This is a genomic window from Bacillus sp. 2CMS4F, assembly GCF_023161785.1.
Taxonomy (GTDB): Bacteria; Bacillota; Bacilli; order Bacillales; family Bacillaceae; genus Bacillus; species Bacillus halotolerans.
The window spans coordinates 614536-630944 of the sequence record NZ_JALNTO010000002.1 but is presented as its reverse complement, the minus strand read 5'-3'; the positions used below and the strand labels follow the sequence as shown (position 1 = coordinate 630944).

The window sequence follows — 16409 nt, the reverse complement described above, 5'->3', positions numbered from 1 at the left end:
GTTAAGGTGAAAAAGCGCAAGAAGAATGGGCAGCCATATGCCGTGGTTGATAATATATTAGATCGGAACTTTCAGTCTGATCATCCTCTTGAAAAACTAGTAACGGACATCACATATTTGCCTTATGGACAGAAACAATTGTACCTTTCCAGTATATTGGATGTATACAATGGAGAAGTAATTGCTTTCACGATTGGAGATAAGCAGGACACAGACTTTGTCTTAAACACACTTGATCAGCTGCCAACACTGCCTCAGAACTGCGTGTTACATAGTGACCAAGGATCTGTGTATACATCTTATGAGTATCAGAAAGCTGTTAAAACAAAAGGCATTACCATGAGCATGTCCCGCAAAGGGACGCCCGCTGATAATGCCTCCATCGAATCGTTTCATTCCTCACTAAAGTCTGAAACGTTCTATCTTAACAGCATTAATCGAACCACGACCGCCATCGTAGAACGCACTGTCAAAGAATACATTTATTATTATAACAACATTCGTATTCAAACGAAACTAAACAGCCAATCACCGATAAGCTATCGGCAATTGGCTGTATAAAAGGTGTTTTGATCCCTGTCTCAAAAACAGGGGTCAGTCCCGTAACAGCCTGTTTTTTTTATCCGAATTTCCCTGTAATATAATCGAGTGTTCTTTGATCTCTCGGCTGAGAGAACATTTTATTTGTATTGTCGCATTCAACAAGCTCACCCATGTAGAAAAATGCAGTTTGATCAGAAACCCTCGCTGCCTGCTGCATGTTGTGCGTCACGATAACGATGGTGTATTTATTTTTCAGCTGAAGAATGAGCTCTTCAATTTTTCTCGTCGAAATTGGATCTAGCGCAGATGTCGGCTCATCCATCAGCAAAATATCAGGATTTGTCGCAAGAGCTCTGGCGATACAGAGACGCTGCTGCTGGCCGCCTGATAATGAGAGTGCAGATGAATGCAAACGATCCTTCACCTCATCCCACAGCGCCACGTCTTTTAATGACTTTTCTACAATGTCTTGCAGCTTCTTTTTATTTTTGATGCCGTGAACTCTCGGTCCGTAAGCAACATTATCAAAAATTGATTGCGGAAACGGGTTTCCTTTCTGAAATACCATGCCGATATTTTTGCGTAGATCTACGATATCGACTTTATCCTTTAAAATGTTGCTGCCATTATAGTTCAGCTCACCCGCAAGCTTTACATTCGGCGTCATCTGAATCATTAAATTCAATGTTTTAATAAATGTCGATTTGCCGCATCCTGACGGCCCGATAATCGCCGTGACTTCGTTTTGATTAATGCTCAAATTGATATTTTTCAAGGCATGGTTTTCCCCATACCATAAATTCATTCCGTTGACTTGATATACTTCCTGTTTCTTTACAGCTTCGGTAGCAATACTCATTGCCAGCCTCCTATCCGAATTTCCCGTTAATGTAATCCTCTGTTTTTTGCTGCTTCGGACTTGTGAAAATTTGTTCGGTTTGTCCGTATTCAACGATCTCGCCGTTTAAAAAGAAAGCCGTCCGGTCAGACACCCGCAAAGCCTGCTGCATATTGTGAGTGACAATAATAATTGAGTATTCGCTTTTCAATTCCGTAATCAATTCTTCTATTTTCGCATTCGAAATCGGATCTAGCGCTGAAGCAGGTTCATCAAGAAGAAGAACGGCCGGCTTCATCGCGAGCGTTCTGGCAATACATAAACGCTGCTGCTGACCGCCTGATAACGAAAGTGCAGATGAATGCAAACGGTCCTTTACTTCATCCCAGAGCGCCGCTTTTGTTAAGCTTTCTTCCACGATGTCATCGAGCACTGATTTGTTCCGCTCTCCGGCATATTTTAATGCATGCGTGATATTATGGTAGATCGATTTTGGAAATGGATTCGGCTTTTGGAAGACCATGCCGATTTCTCTTCTTAAGCTGACAACGTTAATATTGCTTCCCAGTATATTTAATCCTTCATACAAAATTTCACCTTCGCTTCTTGCAGAAGGAATTAAGTCATTCATGCGGTTAATATTTCTAAGAAAAGTAGATTTGCCGCATCCTGACGGCCCGATCAAAGCAGTCACCGCATTTTTTTCAATCTCCATATTCACGTGACGAACAGCCTGTTTGTTTCCGTAGAAAATAGACAGATCCTTCACCTCGAGCACATTTTGCTGCTGAGGAATCATAACCACTCTCTCAGGCTTTTCTTTTACCATTTGTTCAGACATTGTTTTCGCCTCTTTCCGGTCTAATTTGCCGTAAGCTTTTTATAGATTATTGTTCCAAGCCATCTCGCCGCGAGATTGAAGATTAGGACTGAAATCACCAGCACTGCAGAACCTCCGTTGGCAATCGCTTCAGCATCCGGAATCATCCCTTGCGTATTTACGTTCCAAATGTGGACCGCAAGTGTTTCAGCGGGTCTGAAAATATTAAGCGGCGATGTTTCAGAAAACGGATTCCACTCTGCAAAATTGAGACGCGGCGTTGTAAGCCCTGCTGTAAATAATAAAGCCGCCGCTTCCCCGAACACCCTTCCTGACGCTAAAATGGCACCTGTGATGATGGAAGGGATCGCACTTGGTATTAAAACGGTTTTTACGGTATGCCAGCGAGAAACACCTAAAGCGAGCGATGCTTCCTTCAAATCTTTAGGGACTGAACGGACCGCGTCTTCTGTCACACGCACCATAACAGGAAGATTAAAGACCGTTAATGCCAGCGCCCCGCCTATGATCGTATATCCCCAGCCTGTCAGGTTAACAAACATCAGTAAGCCGAACATCCCAATGACAATTGATGGAAGAGATGAAAGGACCTCAATACACGTTCTGATAAAATCTGTCACTTTGTTGTTAGGCGCGTATTCCGCCATGAACACTCCGCCGCCCACTCCGAGCGGGATGGTAATCAGCATCGTGATAAACAGAATATAAAAGGAGTTAAACAGCTGGTCTCGTATCCCGCCTCCTGCGACAATGGCGCTTGATTTTGTCGTAATAAAATCAAAGCTGAGCTGAGAAACACCGTTAATAATAATATAGGAAAACAGACCGACTAGAATCGCGGCGATAATGGCTGCGCATAAACCGAACATTCCAGTCGCCAGTTTATCTGTTAATTTGCGGTTCATTACACTTTCCTCCTAGATGACAAGTAGCGAATAAGCAGGATGAATAAGAATGACATCACCAGCAGAACAAGTCCCATTGACCACAGCGTATTATTTTCAACGCTTCCGTATGTGGTATGGCCCATATTCAGCGTAATAATGGTTGTCAATGTTCCTGCGGTGTCAAACAGACTTTCAGGCAATACTCTTGTATTTCCAATGACCATTTGGACAGCCAGAGCCTCACCAAACGCACGCGCCATACCTAGGACAACGGCAGTCATTAATGTCGGAAAAGCTGCAGGAATGAGCACTTTTCTAATGGTCTGCCATCTTGTCGCACCGAGAGCGTAAGAACCTTCTCTTAAGCTTTTCGGAAGTGATGCCATCGCATCAGCTGAGATAGATGTAATCGTCGGCAGAATCATAATAGAAAGCACAATCGTTCCCGCCAATAAACTGTGTCCTGTTCCGCTCGTTTTGAACTGAGCAATAAAAGGCACCAATACTGTAAGACCTATGAATCCATAAACAACAGATGGGATGCCGACCAATAATTCGATCACCGGCTGCAGCACTTTCTTCCCCCAATTCGGCGCAATTTCTGTCATAAAGATCGCACCTGCTATGCCGAGCGGCGCAGCAATGAGAGCGGAGAGAATCGTTACTGCAAATGAGCCAAAGATAAAAGGCAGCACTCCGTATTTCGGATCAGAATCTGTAGGGTTCCAATTCAGACTCGTTAAGAATTCAATTGGGCTTACACCATTTACAAGAAAAGATTGCAGCCCCTTAATGCCGAGGAAAATAGTGATCGCCACAGATGCCGCTATCATTATAAGCGCGCAGGCTGTCACGATCATTCTTCCCCGAACTTCATCCAATTGCCTATTTTGCCTTGAGCTGATTAAACGTTCGCTCACAGACATATTTTCTCTATTGTTTATCATTGTTTTACACTCCTATGAATGTGTTAAGAGGAGAAACGGAAGTCTCCGCACTCCTCTTTTTATTTAGATCAGCTTTGCTTCCCTTTGGCATCGCGAGTTACTTTCATATCAGTCACCGGAATGTACCCTTGGTCAGTTACAATGCTTTTTTGAATGTCTTCACTCTTTAGATAATCAAGAAATTCTTTCGCTAGATCTTTCGCTTCGCCTTTTGTATAAGAATGCTGATAAGCCCAGATTGGATATTCTCCAGTTGTAACGTTTTTCGCTTCCGGCTTCACACCGTCAATAGATAAAGCTGTTACTTTGTCATCTGTTAAATATGAGAATGCAAGATATCCAATCGCTCCCGGAGTATCAGCAATGATTTTTTTCACAGTGTTGGAAGAATCCTCAGTAATGCCTTCTGCTGGTTCTTCTCCGTCAAGCGCGTATTTTACAAATGTAGCACGTGTACCTGAAGAATCAGGACGGTTTACAAGCGTAATTTTTTGGTCCTTTCCGCCAAGCTCTTTCCAGTTTTTGATTTTGCCAGTGAAGATTTTTTTCAATTCATCTTTTGAGATATCTTTTACACCTGTATCAGGGTTTACAGCCGCTGCCATACCGACTACTGCAACTTGATGATCTACAAGCGCTTTTGCGTCGATACCTTCTTTTTCTTCAGCGAAAACATCTGAATTTCCGATTTGAACAGCTCCTTCAGAGACTTGAGAAAGCCCTGTTCCAGACCCCCCTGCTTGTACCTGTATATCAGCATCAGGGTTTTCTTCCATAAATTTTTCTGCAGCTGCAAGTACTAATGGCTGCATGGCCGATGAACCAGAAATGGTTAAAGAACCTGATGCCTTTTCTTCTCCTTTTGCAGAGCCGCTATTTGTTTTTTCACTTTCTCCTGCGTTTCCGCATGCAGCTGCAATCATCATAAAAGCAGCCATCAGAAGCATAAGCACCAATTTGTTTTTTTTCATTTCCTGAATTCCCCCTGCGTATAATGTGTAATTTGTCCTACACGTATAGAGTAAAGGTTCTATGTAAAATAGGTTTAAATCGAATGTTAAGGTTTTGTAAATCCGTGCATTTTTTTTGTATAAAAAAAACGCCCACATGATGTGGGCGTTTCTGTTTAGTTATCAGAAGACGTTGTGTTTTCTGCTTTTTCTTCAATTTTGTCTTTATTTTTTTGCTGAGTATCTTCTTTGTCCTGCTTCGATTTCAGCTCAAAATATTTATCCAATACTTCTCTGCCGATTTCGTTCGTAATTGAATATCTGTCATTATAATCAATGTAGGTCCAAGGAACCACCACAGAAATGGCGATCTCAGGATTATCAGCAGGTGCATAAGCGACAAGTGTCGTATTGTAAGTTGCTGTTCCTGTTTTTGATTTATCTGGCCCGTCATAAAATGACTGTGCTGTTCCTGTTTTGCCGGCAGGCTGATAGGATGCTGAAGCAAATTGAGTGGCAGCTGTTCCTTTTGTCATCACTCGTCTGAACCCAGCCTGTACCTCTTTAACGTATTCATTCTTCATGTCAATTTTATTCAGCACTTCCGGCTGAACAGATTGTACAACAGCACCGATTCCTTTTTGAGCATTTGACTCTCTGACTTCCTTAACAAGCTGAGGCTTCAAGCGGTAGCCGCCGTTTGCAATCGTTGATACGTATTGCGCCATTTCCAGCGGTGTATACGTGTCATACTGGCCAATCGCATAGTCCAGCAAGAATCCCGTCAGTCTGTCTGTTCCTTTATAGCCTGTCATTTCATTCGGAAGATCAATTCCCGTTTTGACACCTAATCCAAATTGGCTAAAGTGATTACGGAATGTATCAAAAGCTGCAGTATCAATCGGTAATGCTTGATGAGGTTTATACTCGCCTTTTCCGAGTGCGATTGCCGTTTTAAACATAAATACGTTGGAAGACTGCTCTAAGGCTCTTTGAATATTAACCGAACGCAGATTTTTCCATGATTTTTTACCGATTTTATCTTGACCGATATACAAAGGTTCATCATAAAATACTGTATTCAAATTGATAACGCCGGTTTGCAAGCCGGTCAAAACAGTTGCACCTTTAACAGCTGATCCCATGGTATAGGATGAAGTCATATTTCCTAACGCATAATCATCAAACTTATAGGCTCCATTTTCTCGTTTAATCTGCTTTCCAGCCATCGTCAGAACTTCACCGTTTCTCGGATCCATCATGACAACGAATGCACGGTCTAACAATTCGGTACTCGGTCTTGCTTTAGCAGCTTTAAGTTTTTTTTCAATAATTTTTTCCACTGATTTTTGTAAATCAATGTCAATTGTTAGCACAAGATCTTTACCGGGTTTACCTTCAGAAACGGTTTTCGTTCCCGTGACATTGCCCTTTGAATCTGTAATGTTTTCGACTTTTGCTTTTTGTCCCTGCAGAAGGCTTTCGTATTGGTATTCCAGATAACTTTTTCCGACCCTGTCATTCCGGCTGTAGCCAAGCGAGAGATAATGGTCGAGCAAGTTAGACGGCAAACCTTCATCAGAGCTGGATACACTTCCGAGCACTGAGCGGAGAAGACTCTTATACGGGTATTCACGTTCCCAATCTGACGTGACATCGACACCCGGCAGTTCATCTAAATGTTCACTCACTACTGCCATTTCCTTCGCCGATACATCCTCATTTTTGATATATTGAGGGGTCAATGCATATCCTGAATCCATCTGTCTTTTGATGGCGAGGATCTGCATGTCTTTATCCGTCAGTTCATTCAGCTGCTTCTCATTAATCCGTTTCAGCTGAAGCTGATATAAATCGTCATCGGATAATTTTTTGTCTTTTACCTTCTGTCTTTCTTCAGAGGTAATCAAATTTTTGGCTTCTTTCGGCCTAGTCAAAATCCAATAATCCTTTTTATCCCGTTCTGTTACTTTTTTTGTCTCGACTTTAATCATATCTGCCAGCTTTTTTGCGATTTTCAAACGCTGTTCTTGCGTTGTAGATTTAGATCTGGTGTATGTAATCGCATTTAAAGCCTTATTTGTTACAATGGCATTAAAATTCCGATCATAAATTTTCCCGCGCGGCACCGCCGAGCTGACTTCACTTTGTTCCTGCTGATTGGCTTGATTTTTGTAATCATCGCCTTGAACGATCTGCTTAATGCCAAGCTCCACAATAATCCAGGTGAATATAACAAAAGCGGCTAAAAATAAAATATTCAGCCGGATCGGAAGCGACTTCTTTTTCTCTTTATGATTTTGCTTTTTTTGTTTATTTCTCCTCATAACATCACCTTTTTCTATTTACAGAAAGAAAAGACACTCAAGTAAGAGTGCCATTTTTCATTTTAAAGGTTTTTTCGACTTTTTTCTACAGATAACCCCTTATTGCCAAAAAATTATCTTTCGCCTTTTAAAAGGTTCGGTTCAGTCACCCGTTTGTGGCCGTCTTCTTCCATAGTTTCATTTTCCTCTTCTTTCTCTTTAAAACGAATATCCTTGACAAAGTAATAAATGAGCGGATGTCCGATACCCAAGATGGCAAGCGACAACGGTATACCCATATCTTCTTTAAAAAGGGCCACGATAAGGAGAAAGCATAAAATCGAAACAATTCTGCCGGCGTTTAAAAACATTTCTCTCAGCACGATATATTCAATTCTCGCTTTTCTGGCATGTCTGGCCCGTCCTATGACATCATATGTAAGCGATACATAAGGCACGAGCAAAAGAGGATAGCCGATCGCAATAAACACGCCGTACGTCAATAATGTCGTAAAGCTCATATGAAAGAGTATCAAAAACAGCGCACCATAGAGAATAAGGCCGCCCAGCAAAATTGATTTTTTACGGGCCTTCTTCTTGATCAGCCTTGAAGCAAAATAATAGGCAAAAAAGGAAACAGCAGAGTTGACGAGACCAAAGGTTCCGAGGGCCAGTTCGCTGTTTGTTTCAATAAACACAAAAACACTGATTAAAAAGACGAAAATCCCTTCTCTCAAGCCCTGAAAAAAATGCGCATTTGTAATTCGCCGCCAGTTCATATTAGTGTGGCGTTCTCCAAATACCTTACTCAGCATAAATTGGCCCTTTGATTCTCTCCGTTTTAGGAAGAAGCTCATCACGACAGCCAGTGCAAATAAACTGAGGGAGAGACTGAAAATGACAGTGTAACCCGTATTATTTTCAAGCCTTGAGATGACAAATCCTGCAACAATCGGACCAATCATTCCTGCGGATGAGGACAGGATGCCCATAAAGCCGTTGAAAAAATCCCGCGTATCAGGCTCTGTTATTTCAAAGGTGAGCACATTAAACGCGAGCCAGTAAAATCCATAGCCTACTCCGAGCACCGCTCCGATGAGAACAAGACGTGATGCAGCAGTTTCTCCAGCCAGCAGCACACTTAAATAAAATGCTGCTAAAAAAATCACTCCAAATCTAAGAATGAAAACCCGGTCTATTTTTTTGGCTAAACGGCCAGCTAAATAAAATGTTATCGGCTGCATCGTCACAATCGATAAGTTGTATATCGCCAAATCAATAAATTTTCCTGACTGCTTCCAGAGATACACATTCACAAATGTATTGGAAAGCGCAATTCCTAACGAGTAAAGACCGCCAACGGTCAGCAAAAGAAGTAATCCTTTATTTACATTTACATCTCCAATTACCTTTTTTAGTTTGCTCATTACTGACTCCCCTTTACTACCCCTTAGTCTGTCTCACTGAAACAGAGATATGTAAAGAGAAGACATAAAAAAACAAGGCCCTTTTATGAGGGCCTTGTTTTGCGTTATTATTTTGCTGCGCTGTAAAGACGAGCAACTTCGTCCCAGTTTACCACATTCCAGAAAGCTGAAATGTAATCAGGACGGCGGTTTTGATAGTTAAGGTAGTAAGCATGCTCCCAAACATCAAGACCTAGGATAGGCGTTTTGCCTTCAGAAAGCGGAGAATCTTGGTTTGGCGTGCTTGTGATTTCAAGTTTGCCGTTATTTACAACAAGCCATGCCCAGCCTGAACCGAAACGTCCAGCTGCTGCTGCAGCGAATTGTTCTTTGAATTTGTCCAAGCTTCCAAATACACTGTTGATCTCTTCAGCAAGCTCGCCAGTTGGCTCGCCACCGCCGTTTGGAGATAAAAGTGTCCAGAATAATTTGTGGTTCGCGTGTCCACCGCCATTGTTGCGGACTGCTGTGCGGATGTTTTCAGGAACAGAATCTAGATCTGCAACAAGCTCTTCAACTGATTTGTTTGCAAGAGCAGTGTTTCCTTCAACCGCTTTGTTTAAATTTGTAACGTATGTGTTATGGTGCTTCGTATGGTGAATATTCATAGTTTCCTTGTCGATATGCGGTTCTAAAGCATCGTACGCATAAGGTAATTCTGGAAGTTCGTAAGCCATGATAATTCCTCCTTAATATATATGTACTGAAATGCCGCTTCACAGCGAGCCTTTCTTCATTCAATGTAACAAAAGAACGCCGTGTAATCAATGAAAAAGCTCACAATTTGGCTATTTCAGCAGACATATTTCACTTTAACCGTTACTTTGCCCCCTTAAACCTCCTGACAGCAATTCTTACAGGACAGTCCATAAAAAATATCCGATCATTAAAAGCTGAATAATTCCCTTTGCAATGACCCCCGTTAAAAAGCCGATCAATGAGCCTAGCCCAATTTTAAACGCTGATTTTACATCTTTTTGATGTACGATAAGCTCTGCGCAAACAGCTCCGATAAACGGCCCTAAAATAATCCCCGCAACCGGAATCACAAAGGGACCGATCAACAACCCGATCGTACTCCCCCAAATAGCAGCTTTGCTTCCGCCGAACCTCTTTACACCAAGCAGATTGGAAACGTAATCTGCGGCGAATAATACTGCGGCGAATACAGCTTCAACCAGCCAGAACATATAGGAATACGGACTGAAAGAAAACAAAAATCCATATAATACAAAACCGGCAACGATAAATACAACACTTGGAATAACAGGATACACAAGCCCGATAAAAGCGATGATAAATAGTGCCGCGATCAACAGCCAATACAAAATATCCATAGAATCCATCCTCCTCATTATGCTTACATCTCTTATCTTACACTTCTGCCAATGCAGGTCTTCCTTGTATTCATACGCAGGCAACGATACAATAAGCAACATATATTGTATAGCTAGGAAGTGAAGACAGTGAATGTATTTCAGCTTTTCATCAAAAGTACATACTCTCCACGGGATATTGCAAAAACAAGATTTCAAGGAATCGGAAAAGCGATTCTTTATGTATTTTTGCTTTCTGTCCTTTTTGCGATCCCCACTGCTTATTATGTAAGCTCAGGGACCGTCCAATCTATGAACGGCTTTAAATCCGTTTTAAACAAAGATTTCCCTGATTTCACAATTTCAAACGGCAAACTTCAGACGGATGAAAAAAAAGCCACAGAATCAAAGGCAAACGGCTTTGTCATTGTGTTTGATCCGACGGATGCATATGGCACTGAACAAATCGAAGCAAAGCAAAACGCAATAGGTATACTTCAGGATAAGTTTGTTTTGGCCATTGACGGACAGGCCCAAGAGATGGCTTACTCAATGATGCCGTCAGATTTAACCAAAAAAGATGTCACTGCAGGGTTAAACCAAAATAAAACAATGATCGTGACTGTTCTCTCGGTACTCATTTTTCTCGTGACAGCGGCGGGAAAATTTATTGAGGTATCATTCTTGGCGCTTATCGGGCTAATCATTAAGAATTCCCAGAAGAAGCACCTGTCCTACCACCAGCTCTGGAAGCTTTCTGCCTATTCCGTCACCCTATCGACTGTATTCTTTACGATCATGCGCGCGTTAGAAGTGACAGTTCCAAGTGAATTTTTGCTGAACTGGTTTGTCAACTTTGTCATCCTGTTTCTCGTGTTGAAAGAGATTCCAACGAAAAAATCAATTGAAAAAGTTTGAGAAAATTGCATTTATTGATACCCTTAAGTAGAGAGTGTTATAGGACAATTACACTTTCCTACTTAAAGGGTAATTGTCGAAAATGGAAAATAGTTGTTCAACTACAGAAGCCCAACAAATTTTAACCAATGGGTGATAAAAAAGAAGGAGCAAAAAAGAATACTTTCGGGACAGAAATTTTGAGAGGTTTTTTTATCAATAAATCTAATGTATTTAGAGTATTATTTTTAGCAAACTCCAAATTATTAGACCCATGTGATTGAAGGTTTAGCAAATTTATTTTTCACTTAAATAAAAAGAAGATTACTTAACTATAAATTAAATAAATTTCAAAAAAAGCTAGATACCAATAGGCATCTAGCAATAACATACCAAATATTTAAGTTGTATTCCAATAGACTTCAAATAAGTTTCACACTACTATCTTCTTTGTGGATTTATATATACAGATGCAGCCCCATAGGCTTTTCCCTTATGTACGGATAATCCTACTGCCCAAGAGACTCCTGTTGGTTTTGGCAATTTACTGAAGTAGAACTTCTTGGTTGGGGTTCTATTTGAAAAGTACCCTGAATAGTGGTGCCCGATCGGTCCTCCCTCAACTATGGATATACCAAAGTCATTATAATATAGTTTACCGCATTTTCCATTTGTTTCAGCGTAAGCATCGATAGATGTTGCACTCTTAGTATATGTATAGGCATCTGTAATAACTCTTATTTTACAACCAGAGATGCCACTCACCGGTTGCCAACCACTACTTGCCGCCTCTGCTTTCTCTTTAGGTACAGCTACCAATGCTAACATAAGTAGCAAAATTAAAAACACTGAAAATTTTCCTTGCTTCATTTTTAGGTCCTCCTTTAAAACTATTACATAATTATCCTAACAAACCCAGCGTCCATTGTAAATACTAGATATAGAAGTTTTATATTATAAAAGACCCTTTTTATTTCTAATTTTATACTATTTTCTAACTGAAGATAATGTTAATTGGAGAGATCCCATCAAAAAAAGCTGCTGTTTAATCTGATATTGCATTCGCTGTCTCTTTTCTTTATGTCATGAATCCAAATGGACAAGCATACTATGTTATAAAATTTTGTATGCGGGAGGCAAAATCAATGAAACGTCTCACTTTTGTATTCAGCATTCTCTTTATCCTTTTTATTATTTTTTATGATCTTAAAATTGGAACGATCCCCATTCAGAACCTCCCTGTCTATAAAGCATCGGCAAAAACAGCTGTACAGGAAACAGCGTATAAAACGGTGACGGTAAAACCGGGTGACACGGTCATGTCAATTGTCGGGTCTGCAAGTTCCCCTGACGATATTGTAAAGGATTTTGAAACGCTTAATCCAAGTGTAAAAGCCAATACGATTCAAGCAGGAACAGCATACAAATTCCCGGTCTACCCATAATTAACGTTAATTTCTTGTCAGTTCGGCGAATACACTGTTACAATATAATTTGTAAAATACATTGACATACACCATACTAGGTTTATTCTATCTAGAAGCGGCAACTACAATTAAGGAGCGATTGACAAGTGAGTGAAATCACCCATCGTACAAAAACGCGTCCCGTTAAAGTGGGACCTTTAACAATAGGCGGTAACAATGAAGTCGTTATCCAAAGCATGACAACAACCAAAACACATGATGTAGAAGCAACGGTTGCGGAAATTAACCGGCTGGCTGAAGCCGGATGCCAAATCGTGCGGGTGGCTTGTCCGGATGAACGGGCGGCAAACGCCATTGCGGATATTAAGAAACGCATCTCCATTCCGCTCGTCGTTGACATTCATTTTGATTATAAGCTTGCGTTAAAAGCCATTGAAGGCGGCGCAGATAAAATACGAATCAACCCAGGCAACATCGGCCGCCGTGAAAAAGTCGAAGCGGTCGTTAAAGCGGCAAAAGAAAAAGGGATTCCAATCCGAATTGGTGTAAACGCAGGTTCATTGGAAAAACGGATTTTAGAAAAATACGGATATCCGACAGCAGACGGCATGGTAGAAAGTGCTCTTCATCACATTAAGATTCTTGAAGATCTAGATTTTCACGATATTATCGTCAGCATGAAGGCTTCTGACGTAAACCTTGCCATCGAGGCTTACGAAAAAGCGTCAAAAGCATTTGATTACCCGCTTCACCTCGGAATCACCGAGTCAGGAACGCTGTTTGCCGGTACAGTAAAAAGCGCAGCCGGACTTGGCGCGATTTTAAGCAAGGGCATCGGTAACACCCTGCGTATCTCATTAAGCGCAGACCCGGTTGAAGAGGTTAAAGTAGCGAGAGAGCTATTGAAATCCTTTGGTTTGGCCTCTAACGCCGCAACCCTCATCTCATGCCCGACTTGCGGCCGTATCGAGATTGATTTGATCAGTATCGCCAACGAAGTGGAAGAATACATTTCTAAAGTGAAAGCGCCTATTAAAGTCGCCGTTCTCGGATGTGCGGTAAACGGCCCGGGTGAAGCGAGAGAAGCTGATATCGGCATCGCTGGAGCACGCGGCGAAGGCCTTCTGTTCCGAAAAGGTAAAATTGTCCGTAAGGTTCCAGAAGAAACAATGGTTGAAGAACTGAAAAAAGAAATCGACATACTTGCTGAAGAGCACTACGCAAAGCTTGAGGCTGAAAAAGCGAAATTAGCTGAAGAAACACAAAAAGCTTGACGGGAACCCGTCAAGCTTTTTTGTATTAGAAAAATGGAATAATAAATATTCCAAGCACTAATGAAACAACACCAATCCCCATGGCCCATGCACCCAGGCTTTGGGCTCCTCTTCTTCTTGCGATATAGCCGACAATAATACCGGCAGCTCCCAACAAAACAGGAAGAACAAACAATGAAATAATGGACAAGGCTAAAGCGATATACCCTAGCCCCCGTCCTTCATTGACATTTCCGCCGCTACGGTCATTCTCTTGGTCACCGCTTCGGTCAGAAGCACGGAAAGGTTCTGCAATTTCAGCAGCCGTTTCCTCAAAAAAACCATCATTGTCGCGGGTAATATTTGTTCCTTCAGAACCATGATCTACATAGTAACTGTTGTTATCACGTTTTTCGTAATCGTTTGCCACCTTCAATTCCCCCTTCTGTTTTATTAAAGGAGCTTTTATAGTTTGATCCATTTTTGCTGATTCATGTTTGCTAAACTTTTCTGGTAATGTTAATTGTTTATGTTACACTTGAAAGGATGAAACTGAAGGAGTGTGGGCATGTTACGGTTAGGAATAGATATTGACGGCACAATCACGGCTCAGGATACATTCGTCCCTTATTTAAACCGCTCGTTTAATCTTTCCATTTCATTAAACGATATGACGGATTATGATTTAACAAAACTGTTACATATTACACAGGAAGAATTTTGGGATTGGATGAATCAAAATGAAGCAATCATATATAAAGAAGCACTTCTTGCGCAGCATGCAAAACAGTCCCTTGACCTCCTCAAAGAGGAGCACCGGCTGATTTATATTACGGCGAGAAGGACTCATTTAAGCGATGTTACGTTCGAATGGTTTGACAGACAAAACATCCATTATGACCACATAGAGCTCGTGGGCGGGCATCATAAAGTCGAAGCGGTCAAAAAACATGACATCGACTTGTTTTTTGAGGATCATCACGGAAACGCAATGATGATTGCAAAAGAAGCCGGTATACCGGTGATTTTATTCAATTCGCCTTATAACCAGCTTCCGATCGATTCAAATATCATTAGAGTTAACAACTGGCTCGAAGCGGTTCAATGGATAAATGAAAATAAACATTATTTCATACGTGTGAAAAATTAAAAAAGGAGCCTGATCAGGCTCCTTTTTCTCTATCCTTAACTCTTACGCAGAAGGTTGATCTTGCTTTTCCTGTTCACAGCTTGGACATCTCCCGTAAATCTCAAATTTATGCCCGCTGATCTGATAGCCATCTAGGTCATCATAGAGCTTATCCATCGGACAAGACTCAATTTCCTTTGTTTTGCCGCAAGCCAGGCAAATAAAGTGATGGTGATGATGAGTAAATGAGCATTTAAATCGGAACAGCTTTTCACCGGAGAGCTCAGTCGTTTCCAAAATACCTAGCTCTTCATATAAAGAAAGGTTTCTGTAAATCGTATCAAAGCTTAAACCGGGATAATCATCATTTAGTGCAGACAGTACATTTTTAGCGGTCAGATACCTGTCCGAATCAGCAAAAAGCTGAAGCATATCTTCCCGTTTGCTTGTATATTTATATCCGTTTTCTTTCAGTAAGTTCAGCGCTTCTTGTACGTTCATGAAGGGCCCCCCTTTTCGCTTTGCTTAAGAACGAACGTATCTTATATATCAAAAAGAAAATGGCAGCTGTCTGACCAGCAAGCCATCTTCTTTACTACTGATAAAATTATACCCATAAAATGAATAAAAGTAAATGAAAGCCTAGTGGATTGCGGTTTTGAATTTACCGCCTCTTGTTTCATGAGTATTCATAATTGTAATAAATGCATTATCATCGACTTCAAACACAATGGATTTGAGCTTGGTCACTTCCAGCCTTGTGACAACTGCATAAATCACATCTTTTTCCTCGTCTGTATAGCCGCCTTTTCCCTTCAGCTTCGTTGTTCCGCGTCCGAGACGGTGTAATATAGCGTCAGAAATCTCATCATACTGGTCCGAGACAATAATCACAGCTTTTGTTTCATCAAGCCCTTGGATGACCGCATCAATGGTTTTCATGGCAATGTAGTAAGTCATGAAAGAATACATAGCTTGCTCAGGACCGAACACAAAACCGGCCCAAATAAAGATAAATACATTGATGAGCATCACAAACTCACCAACTGAAAAGGGCAGTTTTTTCGTTAGAAGGATACCGAGAATTTCTGTGCCGTCCATTGAACCACCGTTTCGAATCACCAGCCCGACACCAAAGCCGAGCAAAAGACCTCCGAATACTGTAGCCAGAATAGGCTGTGTCGTAATGGCTTCTACGTGGTGAAGCGAGGATTCGATTAAGGCAAGGCCGACAATCCCGATAACAGTAGAAACGAGGAAGGTCTTACCTATATATTTATATCCGAAGATCATAAAAGGAATGTTTAAAATGACAACGAATACAGCGAAATTCAGAAAGGGGTTTGACATAAAGAGGTGGTCTAAAATAAGTGATACACCGATAATGCCTCCATCAATAAAATCATTGGGGACTAAAAATAATTCAATACTTACCGCCGCAGACGCAGCTCCAATCAGAATCATGATGACCCTGAATATAAAGTGGGTAAATGATTCTCTTTTGTGTTGTTTTGTTGGGGTCATAAAATCTCCTTTCCTGCAATAACTATTTTAAATAGACTATGACTCTATTTTACCATGAAATGCTGACACATTTTACTGATTTGCC

General features: G+C 41.1%; 18 protein-coding genes. 5 read left to right on the top strand and 13 right to left on the bottom strand.

Annotated features, from left to right (window positions below):
* Nucleotides 1-561, top strand: a 561-nt coding sequence (locus MTN95_RS06830; protein WP_248337442.1) for an IS3 family transposase, incomplete at its 5' end; no start/stop codon positions are given.
* Between the two features lie 58 nt (nucleotides 562-619).
* Here MTN95_RS06830 and pstB (MTN95_RS06825) read toward each other — a convergent pair.
* From pstB (MTN95_RS06825) to MTN95_RS06785, 9 genes are all read right to left on the bottom strand, one after another.
* Nucleotides 620-1402, bottom strand: a complete 783-nt coding sequence (gene pstB / locus MTN95_RS06825; RefSeq protein WP_024122064.1) for a phosphate ABC transporter ATP-binding protein PstB — start codon at nucleotides 1400-1402, stop codon at nucleotides 620-622.
* A 10-nt stretch (nucleotides 1403-1412) separates the two neighbouring features.
* Entirely contained in the window at nucleotides 1413-2222 is an 810-nt protein-coding gene (pstB, locus tag MTN95_RS06820) for a phosphate ABC transporter ATP-binding protein PstB (RefSeq protein WP_105990438.1), read from the bottom strand.
* A gap of 20 nt (nucleotides 2223-2242) precedes the next feature.
* Nucleotides 2243-3127: a phosphate ABC transporter permease PstA gene (gene pstA, locus MTN95_RS06815; RefSeq protein ID WP_248337440.1), complete on the bottom strand. Its 885-nt coding sequence runs from the start codon at nucleotides 3125-3127 to the stop codon at nucleotides 2243-2245.
* Nucleotides 3127-4056, bottom strand: coding sequence for a phosphate ABC transporter permease subunit PstC (gene pstC, locus MTN95_RS06810; protein WP_024122067.1), 930 nt, complete (start codon nucleotides 4054-4056; stop codon nucleotides 3127-3129). Before pstC ends, pstA begins: the two co-directional genes overlap by 1 nt.
* A gap of 68 nt (nucleotides 4057-4124) precedes the next feature.
* Nucleotides 4125-5027: a phosphate ABC transporter substrate-binding protein gene (locus MTN95_RS06805; protein WP_024122068.1), complete on the bottom strand. Its 903-nt coding sequence runs from the start codon at nucleotides 5025-5027 to the stop codon at nucleotides 4125-4127.
* A 155-nt stretch (nucleotides 5028-5182) separates the two neighbouring features.
* The gene (gene pbpA, locus MTN95_RS06800) at nucleotides 5183-7333 is read right to left on the bottom strand and encodes a peptidoglycan D,D-transpeptidase FtsI family protein (protein ID WP_248337438.1); all 2151 of its coding nucleotides are present in this window, start codon (nucleotides 7331-7333) and stop codon (nucleotides 5183-5185) included.
* 113 nt (nucleotides 7334-7446) lie between these two features.
* Nucleotides 7447-8739 (bottom strand): MFS transporter, encoded by a 1293-nt coding sequence (locus MTN95_RS06795; protein WP_024122070.1) that lies wholly within the window; start codon nucleotides 8737-8739, stop codon nucleotides 7447-7449.
* 107 nt (nucleotides 8740-8846) lie between these two features.
* Nucleotides 8847-9455, bottom strand: a complete 609-nt coding sequence (gene sodA, locus MTN95_RS06790) for a superoxide dismutase SodA (RefSeq protein WP_024122071.1) — start codon at nucleotides 9453-9455, stop codon at nucleotides 8847-8849.
* A 177-nt stretch (nucleotides 9456-9632) separates the two neighbouring features.
* Nucleotides 9633-10115, bottom strand: coding sequence for a DUF456 domain-containing protein (locus tag MTN95_RS06785; protein WP_010334953.1), 483 nt, complete (start codon nucleotides 10113-10115; stop codon nucleotides 9633-9635).
* 129 nt (nucleotides 10116-10244) lie between these two features.
* On the opposite strand from MTN95_RS06785, the gene MTN95_RS06780 reads away from it, so the two are divergent.
* Nucleotides 10245-11012, top strand: coding sequence for a DUF1189 domain-containing protein (locus MTN95_RS06780; RefSeq protein WP_248337436.1), 768 nt, complete (start codon nucleotides 10245-10247; stop codon nucleotides 11010-11012).
* A gap of 420 nt (nucleotides 11013-11432) precedes the next feature.
* Here the strand turns inward: MTN95_RS06780 and MTN95_RS06775 are convergent, their stop codons facing one another.
* Nucleotides 11433-11861 (bottom strand): cell wall-binding protein, encoded by a 429-nt coding sequence (locus tag MTN95_RS06775; RefSeq protein WP_248337434.1) that lies wholly within the window; start codon nucleotides 11859-11861, stop codon nucleotides 11433-11435.
* Nucleotides 11862-12136: 275 nt separating this feature from the next.
* On the opposite strand from MTN95_RS06775, the gene MTN95_RS06770 reads away from it, so the two are divergent.
* Both MTN95_RS06770 and ispG read left to right on the top strand, forming a co-directional pair.
* Nucleotides 12137-12436: a LysM peptidoglycan-binding domain-containing protein gene (locus tag MTN95_RS06770; protein ID WP_095713288.1), complete on the top strand. Its 300-nt coding sequence runs from the start codon at nucleotides 12137-12139 to the stop codon at nucleotides 12434-12436.
* Between the two features lie 137 nt (nucleotides 12437-12573).
* Nucleotides 12574-13692 carry a flavodoxin-dependent (E)-4-hydroxy-3-methylbut-2-enyl-diphosphate synthase gene (gene ispG / locus MTN95_RS06765; RefSeq protein ID WP_174754447.1) on the top strand — a complete coding sequence of 373 codons (1119 nt, stop codon included), beginning with the start codon at nucleotides 12574-12576 and terminating at the stop codon, nucleotides 13690-13692.
* A gap of 25 nt (nucleotides 13693-13717) precedes the next feature.
* Here the strand turns inward: ispG and MTN95_RS06760 are convergent, their stop codons facing one another.
* Complete coding sequence (locus MTN95_RS06760) at nucleotides 13718-14107, bottom strand: DUF308 domain-containing protein (protein ID WP_248337464.1); 390 nt, start codon at nucleotides 14105-14107, stop codon at nucleotides 13718-13720.
* A 132-nt stretch (nucleotides 14108-14239) separates the two neighbouring features.
* Here MTN95_RS06760 and MTN95_RS06755 point away from each other — a divergent pair, with 132 nt between their 5' ends.
* Nucleotides 14240-14821 carry a nucleotidase gene (locus MTN95_RS06755; protein ID WP_024122075.1) on the top strand — a complete coding sequence of 194 codons (582 nt, stop codon included), beginning with the start codon at nucleotides 14240-14242 and terminating at the stop codon, nucleotides 14819-14821.
* Between the two features lie 42 nt (nucleotides 14822-14863).
* Here MTN95_RS06755 and zur read toward each other — a convergent pair whose 3' ends face one another.
* Both zur and MTN95_RS06745 read right to left on the bottom strand, forming a co-directional pair.
* Complete coding sequence (gene zur, locus MTN95_RS06750; RefSeq protein WP_248337432.1) at nucleotides 14864-15301, bottom strand: zinc uptake transcriptional repressor Zur; 438 nt, start codon at nucleotides 15299-15301, stop codon at nucleotides 14864-14866.
* 141 nt (nucleotides 15302-15442) lie between these two features.
* The gene (locus MTN95_RS06745; protein WP_010334965.1) at nucleotides 15443-16324 is read right to left on the bottom strand and encodes a YitT family protein; all 882 of its coding nucleotides are present in this window, start codon (nucleotides 16322-16324) and stop codon (nucleotides 15443-15445) included.
* Between the last annotated feature and the right edge of the window lie 85 nt (nucleotides 16325-16409).